This window comes from Klebsiella pneumoniae complex sp. WS1778 (assembly GCF_049472055.1).
Taxonomy (GTDB): domain Bacteria; phylum Pseudomonadota; class Gammaproteobacteria; order Enterobacterales; family Enterobacteriaceae; genus Klebsiella; species Klebsiella quasipneumoniae.
On sequence record NZ_JBKGTJ010000006.1, the window covers coordinates 235,619 to 248,842 of the forward strand.

Sequence of the window (13,224 nt, forward strand, 5' to 3'; positions counted from 1 at the left end):
ATTCATCATACTTTCGGAGTAACCTGGATCAATATTGCGCCGAAAAGTATAAGTAATCCGTATGATTATGCGCAGGGGCAGGCGCCGCTTTACCCCTCAGGGCGCCCGGAACAACCCCAGCAGCGTGGCCACCTGTTCGTCGATCGGCGCCAGATCCCGCTTGACGATCAGATGCAGCGGCGTCGCGCGGCGCGCGCCATGGCTGAGGGGCAGCCGCTTCAGCACGCCCTGATCGAGATGGGAACGAATGCGCTCTTCCGGCAGCCAGCCGAAGCCGACCTGATACATCACCGCATCAATGGCGGCGTCAATGGTGGAGAAAGTCCAGGCGTCACGCGTCGCCTGGCCATCGCCGGTCTGGTCGGCAATGCGCACCAGCGGCCATGGTGCCAGCGCGCTATCCTCCAGCGGACCGTCGAGCGCGGCGAGAGGATGGTCGCGGTGGGCGACGGCGATAAAATCAATATTCATCAGCCACTCTCCGCGGCCGGTAATATCCTGGCGGCGGGTCAGAACCATGACATCGGCTTCCGTTCGCGCCGCGCCCTCGTCATCCATATTTTCCAGCACTTCGGTGAGTCTGACCTGTGTCTGCGGATAGCGCTGCTGAAACTGGCGCAAAATGGCGAACAACCGCTGGCGCGGGAAAATGCTGTCGACCACCAGATCCAGACGGGTGCGCGCCCCGTTGCGCAGAGTGGCTGCATGCGTCTCAACGTAGGCGAAGGCCTGTAGCAGCGGTTTGACCTGATTCAGCAGCAGTTCGCCGGCCGGGGTCAGCACCGCCCGCCGCCCGGACGGCGCCAGCAGCGCTACCCCTAAACGCTCCTGCAGCAGCGCGAGGTTATAACTCACCGAAGACTGGCTGCGATTGGTCTCCTCCGCCGCTCTGGCAAAGCTCCCCAATTCCACTACCTTTTCGAGTAACGCCCACTGCTCCAGGGTTGTCTTGTGCATAATCAATCTAAAATTTGGATGTATTTAATCCAAACATAGCGTTATTCATTCAATTTTTAAAGACGTATGCTGTCCTCAACAACACAGAGGAGAATAAATGATGAGCACTTTCGACAAACATGACCTCAGCGGCTTTATCGGTAAACATCTGGTCTACACCTACGACAACGGCTGGAACTACGAAATTTACGTCAAAAACGGCCACACCCTCGACTACCGTATTCACAGCGGCATCGTCGGCAATCGCTGGGTGAAAGATCAGGAAGCGTACATCGTGCGGGTGGGGGAAAGTATCTACAAAATCTCATGGACCGAACCGACCGGTACCGACGTCAGCCTGATCGTCAACCTGGGCGATAAACTGTTCCACGGCACCATTTTCTTCCCGCGCTGGATCATGAATAACCCGGAAAAAACCGTCTGCTTCCAGAACGATCACATTCCTCTGATGAATTCGTACCGCGATGCCGGCCCGGCCTACCCGACGGAAGTGATTGACGAGTTTGCTACTATCACCTTCATTCGCGACTGTGGCGCGGATAATGACGAGGTTATTAATTGCCCGGCAAGTGAATTGCCAGCTGATTTTCCTGCAAATTTGTAATTAAGCAGAAATAACTTTGTGATCTGCGCTAACTTTTTGTCATCAAGCGTGACAAAGACAGCGTCATTAATTGTTATCTGGTTTAACCCCCGTTTACTTTCCGCGATAGCGTTCCTGTTTGCTTTTCCAGACAGGAACGCTTTTTTGTCAAAATTCTGCCATAAATAAAACCTATCATTCTGTTTATTAATGATTTATTTGGCTATGCTGAGAAAAGATTAATTTCTTAATATTATCCTAAGCAAGGTCAACTACATTAATAGTGGTCGAAATACCCTGAAATGGAATGCCGCGCTGAACTCACTTCATTTTAATTTCGTTTAAGTCCGCAGGCGCAGGATATTTTATTCTAACGACCCAGGTTTGTGCGTGGGTCATCTACAGAACAGGATGATGATGAGCGATTTTTTGCCTTTTTCGCGCCCGTCGATGGGCGACGCAGAGCTGGCAGCCCTGCGTGAAGTTTTAACGTCGGGCTGGATCACCACCGGACCGAAGAATCAGGCACTTGAAGCGGCATTTTGCCAGTTGACCGGCAACCGTCATGCGATTGCCGTCAGTTCAGCGACCGGCGGGATGCATGTGACCCTGATGGCGCTGGGTATTGGCCCCGGCGATGAAGTCATTACGCCGTCCCAGACCTGGGTCTCCACTCTCAATATGATCTGCCTGCTGGGCGCCACGCCGGTGATGATCGATGTCGATAACGACAATCTGATGATTACCCCTGACGCGGTGGCAGCGGCGATCACCTCGCGTACCAAAGCGATTATTCCTGTGCACTACGCGGGGGCGCCAGCCGATATCGACGCCATTCGCGCGGTGGGCGAGCGCCATGGCATTCCGGTGATCGAAGACGCCGCCCATGCGGCCGGTACCCATTATAAAGGCCGCCACGTGGGCTGGCAGGGGACCGCGATTTTCTCGTTCCACGCGATCAAAAACATGACCTGCGCTGAAGGCGGCCTGATTGTCACCGACGACGACGAGCTGGCCTCCCGTATCCGCAGCCTGAAATTCCATGGCCTCGGCGTGGACGCCTATGACCGCCAGACCCATGGCCGCGCGCCGCAGGCGGAGGTGATCGCTCCGGGCTTTAAATACAATCTTGCCGACATCAACGCCGCGCTGGCGCTGGTCCAGCTGGAAAAACTGCCTCACGCCAACCAGCGGCGGGCGGAAATTGCCCAGCGCTATCTGCGCGAACTGGCGGACACGCCGTTTACGCCCCTGACCGTCCCGGCCTGGGATCACCAGCACGCCTGGCATCTGTTTATCATCCGCGTCGATGAGGCTGCCTGCGGCATCAGCCGCGACGCGCTGATGGAAAAGCTAAAGGCGATGGGTATCGGCACCGGTCTGCACTTCCGTGCGGCCCATACGCAAAAATATTACCGCGAGCGCTTCCCGGAGGTTTCCCTGCCGAATACCGAATGGAACAGCGCCCGCATCTGTTCTCTCCCGTTGTTCCCGGACATGACTGATGACGATGTCACTCGCGTCATTTCCGCACTGCGCCAGCTGTCAGGACGTTGATATGCTTACTTACCCTCCCGTGAAGAAGGTCTCGGTGGTTATTCCGGTTTATAACGAACAGGATAGCCTGCCGGAGCTGCTTCGTCGTACGGATACCGCCTGCGCCACGCTGGGGCGGCAATATGAAATTCTGCTGATCGACGATGGCAGCAGCGACGATTCCGCGCGCATGCTCACCGAAGCTGCCGAGGCGGAAGGCAGTCACGTCGTCGCCGTGCTGTTAAACCGTAACTACGGGCAGCACTCGGCGATCATGGCCGGTTTCAGCCATGTAACCGGCGATTTAATCATTACGCTTGACGCCGACCTGCAAAACCCGCCGGAAGAGATCCCGCGGTTGGTAGAGAAGGCGGATGAAGGCTACGACGTGGTGGGCACCGTTCGCCAGAACCGTCAGGACAGCATCTTCCGCAAAACCGCCTCGAAGATGATCAACCGCCTGATCCAGCGCACCACCGGCAAAGCGATGGGCGACTACGGCTGCATGCTGCGCGCTTACCGCCGCCATATCATCGACGCCATGCTCAACTGCCATGAGCGCAGCACCTTTATCCCGATCCTGGCGAATACCTTCGCCCGGCGCGCGGTGGAGATCCCGGTGATGCACGCCGAGCGCGAATTCGGCGACTCCAAATACAGCTTTATGCGCCTGATCAACCTGATGTACGACCTGGTGACCTGTCTGACCACCACGCCGCTGCGTCTGCTCAGCATTTTCGGCAGCGTGATAGCCCTGCTGGGCTTCGCCTTTGGCCTGATGCTGGTGGTGCTGCGTCTGGCCTTTGGCCCGCAGTGGGCGGCGGAAGGGGTATTTATGCTCTTCGCCGTGCTGTTTATGTTCATCGGCGCTCAGTTTATCGGGATGGGCCTGCTCGGGGAGTATATCGGACGCATCTATAACGACGTGCGCGCGCGTCCCCGCTACTTTATTCAACGTGTTGTTCGCCAGCCGGAAACGGCATCTAAAGAGGAAGATCGTTCATGAAAGCCGTAGTCTTCGCTTATCACGATATGGGCTGCACCGGTATCCAGGCTCTGCTGGACGCTGGATATGATATCGCTGCTATTTTCACCCACCCGGATAACCCTGGCGAAAACCATTTCTTTGGCTCCGTGGCGCGCCTTGCCGCCGAGCAGGGCATTCCGGTGTGGGCGCCGGAAGACGTGAACCATCCGCTGTGGATTGAGCGTATCCGCGAGATGAAGCCGGACGTGCTGTTCTCCTTCTACTACCGCAACCTGCTGGGCGATGAGATCCTCAGTCTTGCGCCGAAAGGGGCGTTTAACCTACACGGTTCGCTGCTGCCGAAATATCGCGGCCGCGCGCCGCTGAACTGGGTACTGGTCAATGGCGAAAGCGAAACCGGCGTGACGCTGCACCGGATGGTGAACCGCGCGGATGCCGGCGATATCGTCGCTCAGCAAACCGTGGCGATTGGCCCGGATGACGCCGCCCTGACGCTGCACCGCAAGCTGTGCGCTGCCGCCACTGAGCTGCTGAGCCAGGCGTTGCCGGCGATCCTCGCCGGAACCACCGATGAACGTCCGCAGGATCACAGCCAGGCGACCTATGTGGGACGGCGCACCCCGGAAGATGGCCGCCTCGACTGGGAGCAGCCGGCGCAGACGCTGCACAATCTGGTGCGCGCGGTCTCCGATCCGTGGCCGGGGGCCTTCGGCTACGCTGGCGCGAACAAATTTATTGTCTGGAAATCCCGTGTACGCAGTGATCTACCTGCAGCCAAACCGGGCACCGTTATCTCCGTTGCACCGCTGATCGTGGCGTGCCAGGAAGGGGCGCTGGAGATTGTCACCGGCCAGACCGAACGCGGCGTGTACATGCAGGGCGCCCAGCTGGCGCAGGCGCTGGGCCTGGTGTCCGGGGCGGTGATCAGCAGCAAACCGGTGGTGGCGGTTAAGCGTCGTACCCGGGTGCTGATCCTCGGCGTCAATGGCTTTATCGGTAACCATCTGACCGAACGCCTGCTGCAGGACGACAACTATGAGATTTACGGCCTGGATATCGGCTCCGACGCCATCAGCCGTTTCCTCGACTGCCCGCGTTTTCACTTCGTGGAAGGCGATATCAGCATTCACTCCGAGTGGATCGAATATCACATTAAGAAATGCGACGTGGTGCTGCCGCTGGTAGCTATCGCCACCCCTATCGAGTACACCCGCAACCCGCTGCGCGTGTTCGAGCTGGATTTCGAAGAGAACCTGAAGATCATCCGCGATTGCGTGAAATACAATAAGCGCATCATCTTCCCGTCGACCTCTGAAGTGTACGGCATGTGCACCGACAAAAACTTCGACGAAGATACTTCCAACCTGGTGGTCGGGCCGATCAACAAACAGCGCTGGATCTACTCGGTCTCCAAGCAGCTGCTGGACCGCGTGATCTGGGCCTACGGCGATAAGAATGGCCTGAAGTTCACCCTGTTCCGTCCGTTCAACTGGATGGGGCCGCGTCTGGATAACCTCAACGCCGCGCGTATCGGCAGCTCCCGCGCCATCACCCAGCTGATCCTCAACCTGGTGGAAGGCTCGCCGATCAAGCTCATCGAAGGCGGTAAGCAGAAGCGCTGCTTTACTGACATCAGCGACGGTATCGAAGCGCTGTTCCGCATCATCGAGAACAAAGACGGCCGCTGCGACGGGCAGATCATCAACATCGGTAACCCGGATAACGAAGCGAGCATCAAAGAGCTGGCGGAGATGCTGCTGGCCTGCTTCGAACGCCATCCGCTGCGCGATCGCTTCCCGCCGTTTGCCGGCTTCCGCGAAGTGGAAAGCAGCGACTACTACGGCAAGGGCTATCAGGACGTTGAGCATCGCAAACCGAGCATCCGCAACGCCAAACGCTGCCTGAACTGGGAGCCGAAGGTGGAGATGGAAGAGACCGTTGAGCATACGCTGGACTTCTTCCTGCGCACGGTAGAACTGGTGGACGCTAAACATCCATGAAACAGGTCGGCTTACGCATAGATGTCGATACTTTTCGCGGGACGCGGGACGGTGTTCCGCGGCTGCTGGACCTGCTAGGCCAGCACGGGATTCAGGCAAGCTTCTTCTTCAGCGTCGGGCCGGACAATATGGGGCGTCACCTGTGGCGCCTGGTAAAACCGAAGTTTCTGTGGAAGATGCTGCGTTCCAGAGCGGCTTCGCTGTACGGCTGGGATATTCTGCTGGCCGGCACCGCGTGGCCGGGACGCCGCATCGGCGCGGGGAACGAGGCGGTGATCCGTGCGACCGCCGAGTCTCATGAAGTGGGCCTGCACGCCTGGGACCACTACAGCTGGCAGGCGTGGAGCGGCGTCTGGCCGCAGGAACGGCTGACGCTGGAGGTCGAGCGTGGCCTGCTGGAGCTCGAGCGCATCATCGGCCGCCCGGTCACCTGTTCGGCCGTTGCCGGCTGGCGCGCCGATCAGCGGGTGGTGAAAGCCAAAGAATCCTTCGATTTTCTCTACAACAGCGACTGTCGCGGCACGCGGCCGTTTCTGCCCCAGCTCGGCAGCGGCGTCTCTGGTACGGTGCAGATCCCGGTCACGTTGCCGACCTGGGACGAGGCGGTGGGCACGGCGGTGGATATCGCCGGCTTTAACCGCTATCTCCTCGACTGCATCCATCGCGACCCTGGCGTGCCGGTCTATACCATTCACGCCGAAGTGGAAGGTATTGCCTATGCCGATCAGTTCGATGAACTGCTGACCATGGCGGCGGAAGAAGAAATTCAGTTTTGCCCACTGAGCCAGCTGCTGCCCGCTGACTTTAGCGAGCTGCCGTCCGGCAAAGTGGTTCGGGGTGAACTGGCTGGCCGGGAAGGCTGGCTCGGACGTGAACAATTACTGACTTCGGGTGTTTGATGAAAAGCATTCGCTATGGCGTCTCTCTGATTGCGCTGTTTGCGCTGTATTACCTGCTGCCGCTCAATTTCCGTTTGCTCTGGCAACCCGATGAAACACGCTATGCGGAGATCAGCCGTGAAATGCTGGCCACCGGCGACTGGGTGGTGCCGCATTTTCTCGGGCTGCGCTACTTCGAAAAGCCGATTGCCGGTTACTGGATCAACAGTGTCGGCCAGTGGCTGTTTGGCCATAATAACTTCGGCGTACGCTTCGGGTCGGTCTTCGCCATCACCATGACCGCCGTGCTGGTGGCCTGGCTGGCGTGGCGCATCTTTCGCGATAAGCGGGTAGCCGTCCTGTCGCCAGTGATTTTTCTCACCGCGATGCTGGTGTATGCGATTGGTACCTATGCGGTGCTGGACCCGATGATCACCCTGTGGCTGGCGCTGGCGATGTGCAGCTTCTGGGGCGCGACGCAGGCGCAGAGCCGCGGCGGCAAAATACTGGGTTACGTGCTGTTGGGCGTCGCCTGCGGTATGGGGGTGATGACCAAAGGTTTCCTTGCGCTGGCGGTGCCGGTGGTGGGCGTTCTGCCGTGGGTGATCGCCCGTAAACGCTGGCGTGAAGTGCTGACCTACGGTTGGCTGGCGGTGGTCGTCTGTACGCTGGTGGTGCTGCCCTGGGGGCTGGCTATCGCCCAGCGCGAGCCGGACTTCTGGCGCTATTTCTTCTGGGTCGAGCATATTCAGCGTTTCGCCGAAAAAGACGCCCAGCATAAAGCGCCATTCTGGTACTACATCCCATTCCTGATCGCCGGCAGCTTGCCGTGGCTGGCCCTGCTGCCAGGGGCGCTGAAGCGCGGCTGGCGTGAGCGCGATGAGGCCCGCGGCGCGCTGTATCTGCTCGGTTGGGTGGCGATGCCGTTCCTGTTCTTCAGTATTGCTAAAGGCAAACTGCCGACCTATATCCTGCCGTGCTTTGCGCCGCTGTCGATCCTGATGGCCCGCTACGCGCTGGAGGCGGCGAAGACCGGCGCGAAAGCGCTGCGCATCAATGGGATGATCAACCTGGGCTTTGGCCTGCTGGGGCTGATCGCCGTGCTGGTGGTCTCGCCCTGGGGCGTGATGCACAAGCCGGTATGGACCAAGATTGAGCTGTATAAATGTCTGCTGGCGGCCATCGCCTTCGCCGTCTGGGCGCTGATGGGCTGGTTGGCGATGAAAGACGCTGGTCGCCGTTGGAGCCTGGCGGCGCTTTGCCCGCTTGGCCTGGCGCTGCTGGTGGGCTTCGCCATTCCGGACCGGGTTATCGACAGCAAACAGCCGCAGTTCCTCGTGGACATCGTCAGCGAATCCCTGCAGCCCAGCCGTTACGTCCTGACTAACAACGTCGGGATCGCCGGCGGCCTGGCCTGGGAGCTGAAGCGAAGCGATATTATTATGTTCGACAAACAGGGTGAGCTGAAGTACGGTCTCGACTGGCCGGACGCTCAGGGAAGCTTTGTCAGCCAGGCCGGGTTTGCCGACTGGCTGGCCACGCATCGTCAGCAGGGGCCGGTCTCGCTGGTGCTGTTGATGGATAAAGGAGAGAGTATGGTCGACTTACCGTTACCGAAACCCGATAACGCCTATGAGCTGGGTCGGGTGGTCTTCCTTCAGTACCTGCCGCAATGAGCGTCTGGATCTGTCTGGTGTTCGCCAGCCTGCTGAGCTGCGCCGGTCAGCTGTGCCAGAAACAGGCGACCCGCCCGTCCCGTCGCGGACGGCGGAGTCGCCATATACTCTTCTGGCTGGGGATGGCGCTGCTATGCCTCGGCTGCGGCATGCTGCTGTGGCTGAGCGTCCTGCAGTCTATTCCGGTGAGCATCGCCTATCCGATGCTGAGCCTGAACTTCGTCTGGGTCACCCTTGCGGGCTGGGGCATCTGGCATGAGCCGGTCGCTCGCCGCCACTGGTTTGGCGTCGGGTTGATCGTCGTGGGCATTGTCATTCTGGGGACCAGCGTTTGATGGGCTTTCTCTGGGCATTATTCAGCGTCGGCCTTGTCAGCGCCGCGCAGCTGCTGCTGCGCAGCGCCATGGTGGCCTTGCCGCCGCTGACCGATATTCTGGCCTTTCTCCAGCATCTGCTGCATTTCGAGGCTGGTACCTTCGGCCTGTTTTTCGGCCTGCTGGGCTACCTGTTGTCAATGGTCTGCTGGTACTTTGCCCTCCACCGTCTACCGTTATCAAAAGCGTATGCGCTGTTGAGCCTGAGCTATATCCTGGTGTGGGCTGCCGCCATCTGGCTGCCCGGCTGGCATGAGCCGTTCTACTGGCAATCGCTGCTGGGCGTGGCGATTATCGTCGCCGGCGTATTGACCATCTTCTGGCCGGTGAAACGCCGCTAGCCGGGGAGCCGGCTTTTGGGACGCCCCGGGCCGAGCAGGATCGCCAGCTTGCTGCCCCCGACGGTGGTCTCCATCCAGATTTTACAGACGCTGGTTAACGGCACCGAGAGCAGCATTCCCACCGGCCCCAGCAGCCAGCCCCAGACCAGCAGCGACAGGAACACCACCAGGGTCGACATCCCCAGCCGGTGGCCCATCATGCGCGGCTCCACCATGTTGCCCAGCACCATATGCACCACCAGAAACAGCGCCCCGACCAGCAGGCACTCATAGATGCCGCTGAACAGCAGCGCCTGCAGCATGGGTGGGATGGCGGAGATGGCGGAGCCGATATTCGGCACATAGTTCAGCAGGAACGCCAGCACCCCCCACATCAGCGCGAACTGCACCCCCATCGCCAGCAGCCCCAGCCAGACAATCAGCCCGGTCCACAGGCTGATCAGCGTTTTCAAAGCCAGATAGTGGGTAACGCCTTTCAGCGCCCGGTGCAGCCCGGCGATATGCAGGCGAGGGTTATTGAGGGCAAAACGCAGTTTGTAGGGCAGGTGGCGAACCTCAAACAGCATAAAGATCACCGTCATCACCAGCAGCACAATGCTGGCCATCGCCCCGGAAAGCTGGGTCATCAGCGCCGTGGCCCAGGTCATCAGCCGTTCTGAATCCATACGCCGCAGCATGCGCTCCGGATTGATATGCAGGTTGAGAAAGGGGAGATACTCCTGGAGCTGGACGATCTTACGCGTCAGGGCGCGGTTGAAATCAGGCAGCATGGCGACAAAGTCATTGAGCGACGCCGCCAGCACGCCAAGCAGCGCGGTGAGCATCACCAGCATTGCCGTCACCACCAGGGTAATGGCGAACGGGCGCCGCACCCCGCGGCGAATGAACCAGGTGACCAGCGGGTTGAGGACGATAGCGAAAAACAGCGCCAGCAGGAGCTGCACCAGAATATCGGCGGCGGCGTGGATCCCGGCGAGGATAATCACCAGCGCCGCCAGCTTAAGTAAAATATGGAGCCCGGCTTTATCAGCCTGCGGAGGGGACATAGGTATTCCTTTTGTGAGTCGCGCCTGATAAGTGTAGCGGTTCGCCGACTGCCAATATTCCGAAAGGCGAGCTGCTTTTCCGCCGCCAGCGTGGTAATAGTGAAAGCTGGTTGTCGAAATCTGGTGGAACCTGATGCCCGAACCCGTCGCCGAACCGGCGCTCAATGGACTGCGCCTCAATCTGCGGATTGTCTCCGTCGTCATTTTTAACTTTGCCAGCTATCTCACCATCGGCTTGCCGCTGGCGGTGCTTCCCGGCTATGTGCATGATGTAATGGGCTTTAGCGCTTTCTGGGCCGGCCTGGTGATTAGTCTGCAATATTTCGCCACGCTGCTCAGCCGCCCGCACGCCGGGCGCTATGCTGACCTGCTGGGGCCCAAAAAGATTGTCGTCTTCGGCCTCTGCGGCTGCTTTTTAAGCGGTCTGAGCTATCTGCTGGCCGCCTGGAGCAGCGGCTGGCCGCTGGTTAGCCTGCTGCTGCTATGCCTCGGGCGGGTCATTCTCGGCATCGGCCAGAGCTTTGCCGGCACCGGCTCGACGCTGTGGGGCGTCGGCGTTGTTGGGTCGCTGCATATCGGGCGGGTGATCTCATGGAACGGCATTGTGACCTACGGGGCGATGGCGATGGGCGCCCCGCTCGGCGTGCTGTGCTATTCGTACATTGGCCTCAGCGGCCTGGCCGGGGTCATTATGGCGGTTGCGCTGGCGGCTATCCTCTGCGCGCTGCCCCGCGCAGCGGTGAAGGCGGCGAAAGGCAAAGCGATGTCGTTTCGCGCGGTGCTCGGGCGGGTGTGGCCTTACGGCATGGCGCTGGCCCTGGCCTCCGCCGGTTTCGGGGTGATCGCCACCTTTATCACGCTGTTTTATGAGGCCAAAGGTTGGGACGGGGCGGCCTTCGCCCTGACGCTGTTCAGCTGCGCGTTCGTTGGTGCGCGGCTGCTGTTTCCTAACGCCATTAACCGCCTCGGCGGGCTGAACGTGGCGATGCTCTGCTTTAGCGTGGAGATCATCGGCCTGCTGCTGGTCGGCTTTGCTGATACGCCGCTGCTGGCGAAAATCGGCACCTTGCTTACCGGGGCCGGGTTCTCGCTGGTATTTCCGGCGCTGGGCGTGGTGGCGGTGAAAGCGGTGCCGCAGCACAATCAGGGGTCGGCGCTGGCCACCTATACCGTGTTTATGGATTTGTCGTTAGGCGTCACCGGGCCGCTGGCCGGCTTGCTGATGGCGTGGACCGGGATCCCGGTGATATATCTGGCGGCGGCGGGGCTGGTGATGGCGGCACTGCTGTTGGGCTGGCGGCTAAAAAAACGGCCCCCGGTTAGCGAACCGGAGGCCAGCGCACCAGGCCAGTAATTACTGGATGGTGAGGGTGCTGATGATGCTTTCCGCTTCGGTCTGCGCCTGCTGCTGGTTGTCCGCCGGCAGGGTGACCTGCAGGGTCAGCAGTTTGTCATCCACTTTGCCGAGCAGTACGGAAGACCACGCGGTCTGCCCCTTGGCGGAGATGATGCTGTCCAGCTGCTGCAGGGTATGACCTTTGATCTCCAGCGACTTATTGCTCACCACCTGCAGCTGCGGGTCGCGGCTACGCTGCTGATCTTCCAGGCGTTTCGCCAGCACCGCCAGGTCTTCATTGGTGCTGTCGCCGACGATGACGATGACTGCTTTCTGGCCGGTGGCGTCAGAATAGACGTGCATGTTGTTCGCCTGAGTACCCAGTTTGCCGCTCTGGTCGGCCATGCCCGCAGGCAGGGTGAAGCTCAGCTTGCCATCCAGCAGGCTGATCGCCTGGCCGCTGGTGTTGCTCTCCGCTGCTGCCCCAACGGTTGGCGCTTTTGAATCGCTGTTATCGCAGGCGGCAAGCCCCATCACCAGCAGGCCAATACCGACATATTTAACCAAATTGCGCATTGACATCTTCCTTTCGATAAACGGCCACTAATGGCTCATCCGGCTATCTTAACACATCAGCCCGCGAGTACCTTTAACTCGGCTGCAATGCCGACAAATCAGATTTATCCGCCAGCCTTTTCAACAGCATATTTAACAGCACGCCGTACATCGGCAGGAAGAAAATGATGCTGATAAGCACTTTAAAGCTGTAGTCGACGAGGGCGATTTCCCCCCAGTGAGCGGCCATAAACGGATCCGGGCTGCGCCAGAAGGCGATGAAGAAGAACGCTACGGTATCGCTGATGTTGCCGAACAGCGTCGAGGCGGTGGGGGCCAGCCACCAGTGACGGCTCTGCCGCAGGCGGTTGAAGACGTGGACGTCAAGGATCTGCCCCAGCGCATAGGCCATAAAGCTGGCGATGGCGATGCGCGCGACGAAGAGATTAAAGGTGCCCAGCGCGGCGAAGCCCTGCCACTCGCCCATGTAAAACAGGGCGGAGATGGCGTAGGAGATGACCAGCGCCGGGACCATCACCGCAAAAATAATGCGTCGCGCCAGCGGTGCGCCAAAAATTCGCACCGTCAGATCGGTGGCGAGGAAGATAAACGGAAAACTGAACGCGCCCCAGGTGGTATGGAAACCAAAGATGGAGATCGGCAGCTGAACCAGATAGTTGCTGGAGGTAATCACCAGCAGATGAAATAGCGAAAGCCAGACGAGCGCTTTTTTGCGCTGTACGGTAGTAAACGGATTCATATTGTGACCTTTTTATGCCCGTCATGCTTCAGGTGAATGAGCAATCGGCAGCGGAACGTTGGGGTGAGGGAACCCAATTAAAAACGGCTGCATGATACTGCGTTGCCGGCGTAATGCAATGGTTGTTTTTCGCGCAAACGTTAACCTGGCTTGCGTACTGGCGAGCAGGGGGTAAACTAGGGCCGTTTTGTTGA

Annotated in this window: 13 protein-coding genes; 9 read left to right on the forward strand and 4 right to left on the reverse strand. The window is 59.4% G+C overall.

The features are described from left to right. Nucleotides 1–96 precede the first annotated feature (96 nt). On the reverse strand, nucleotides 97–957 hold the full coding sequence (locus ACLEXF_RS22535) for a LysR family transcriptional regulator (RefSeq protein ID WP_017899988.1): 861 nt from the start codon (nucleotides 955–957) through the stop codon (nucleotides 97–99). Between the two features lie 97 nt (nucleotides 958–1,054). On the opposite strand from ACLEXF_RS22535, the gene ACLEXF_RS22540 reads away from it, so the two are divergent. The 8 genes from ACLEXF_RS22540 (at nucleotide 1,055) to arnF (ending at nucleotide 9,333) form a co-directional block, all read left to right on the forward strand. Further along, a complete protein-coding gene (locus ACLEXF_RS22540; protein ID WP_012540376.1) occupies nucleotides 1,055–1,561 on the forward strand; it encodes a phenolic acid decarboxylase in 507 nt (168 codons plus the stop codon). A gap of 396 nt (nucleotides 1,562–1,957) precedes the next feature. After that, nucleotides 1,958–3,097, forward strand: a complete 1,140-nt coding sequence (arnB, locus tag ACLEXF_RS22545; RefSeq protein WP_043522548.1) for a UDP-4-amino-4-deoxy-L-arabinose aminotransferase — start codon at nucleotides 1,958–1,960, stop codon at nucleotides 3,095–3,097. 1 nt (nucleotide 3,098) lies between these two features. After that, nucleotides 3,099–4,082: an undecaprenyl-phosphate 4-deoxy-4-formamido-L-arabinose transferase gene (gene arnC, locus ACLEXF_RS22550; RefSeq protein WP_004202077.1), complete on the forward strand. Its 984-nt coding sequence runs from the start codon at nucleotides 3,099–3,101 to the stop codon at nucleotides 4,080–4,082. Beyond that, on the forward strand, nucleotides 4,079–6,064 hold the full coding sequence (gene arnA, locus ACLEXF_RS22555) for a bifunctional UDP-4-amino-4-deoxy-L-arabinose formyltransferase/UDP-glucuronic acid oxidase ArnA (RefSeq protein ID WP_032456699.1): 1,986 nt from the start codon (nucleotides 4,079–4,081) through the stop codon (nucleotides 6,062–6,064). The genes arnC and arnA overlap by 4 nt, the downstream gene beginning before the upstream one ends. Next, nucleotides 6,061–6,963 (forward strand): 4-deoxy-4-formamido-L-arabinose-phosphoundecaprenol deformylase, encoded by a 903-nt coding sequence (gene arnD / locus ACLEXF_RS22560; protein WP_004202080.1) that lies wholly within the window; start codon nucleotides 6,061–6,063, stop codon nucleotides 6,961–6,963. Before arnA ends, arnD begins: the two co-directional genes overlap by 4 nt. Next, nucleotides 6,963–8,618, forward strand: coding sequence for a lipid IV(A) 4-amino-4-deoxy-L-arabinosyltransferase (gene arnT, locus ACLEXF_RS22565; RefSeq protein WP_004202082.1), 1,656 nt, complete (start codon nucleotides 6,963–6,965; stop codon nucleotides 8,616–8,618). The genes arnD and arnT overlap by 1 nt, the downstream gene beginning before the upstream one ends. Then, nucleotides 8,615–8,953: a 4-amino-4-deoxy-L-arabinose-phosphoundecaprenol flippase subunit ArnE gene (gene arnE / locus ACLEXF_RS22570; RefSeq protein WP_004202083.1), complete on the forward strand. Its 339-nt coding sequence runs from the start codon at nucleotides 8,615–8,617 to the stop codon at nucleotides 8,951–8,953. The genes arnT and arnE overlap by 4 nt, the downstream gene beginning before the upstream one ends. Then, entirely contained in the window at nucleotides 8,953–9,333 is a 381-nt protein-coding gene (arnF, locus tag ACLEXF_RS22575; protein ID WP_004202084.1) for a 4-amino-4-deoxy-L-arabinose-phosphoundecaprenol flippase subunit ArnF, read from the forward strand. Before arnE ends, arnF begins: the two co-directional genes overlap by 1 nt. On the opposite strand, the gene ACLEXF_RS22580 is transcribed toward arnF, so the two are convergent. Continuing rightward, a complete protein-coding gene (locus tag ACLEXF_RS22580) occupies nucleotides 9,330–10,379 on the reverse strand; it encodes an AI-2E family transporter (protein ID WP_407259563.1) in 1,050 nt (349 codons plus the stop codon). The two genes, arnF and ACLEXF_RS22580, sit on opposite strands and share 4 nt — an antisense overlap. 133 nt (nucleotides 10,380–10,512) lie before the next feature. Here ACLEXF_RS22580 and ACLEXF_RS22585 point away from each other — a divergent pair, with 133 nt between their 5' ends. After that, nucleotides 10,513–11,733: an MFS transporter gene (locus ACLEXF_RS22585; RefSeq protein ID WP_048295685.1), complete on the forward strand. Its 1,221-nt coding sequence runs from the start codon at nucleotides 10,513–10,515 to the stop codon at nucleotides 11,731–11,733. On the opposite strand, the gene ACLEXF_RS22590 is transcribed toward ACLEXF_RS22585, so the two are convergent. Further along, nucleotides 11,734–12,291, reverse strand: coding sequence for a DcrB family lipoprotein (locus ACLEXF_RS22590; RefSeq protein ID WP_023291237.1), 558 nt, complete (start codon nucleotides 12,289–12,291; stop codon nucleotides 11,734–11,736). It abuts the gene before it with no gap. A 73-nt stretch (nucleotides 12,292–12,364) separates the two neighbouring features. Continuing rightward, nucleotides 12,365–13,030 (reverse strand): 7-cyano-7-deazaguanine/7-aminomethyl-7-deazaguanine transporter, encoded by a 666-nt coding sequence (locus ACLEXF_RS22595; protein WP_004202088.1) that lies wholly within the window; start codon nucleotides 13,028–13,030, stop codon nucleotides 12,365–12,367. Nucleotides 13,031–13,224: the final 194 nt, after the last annotated feature.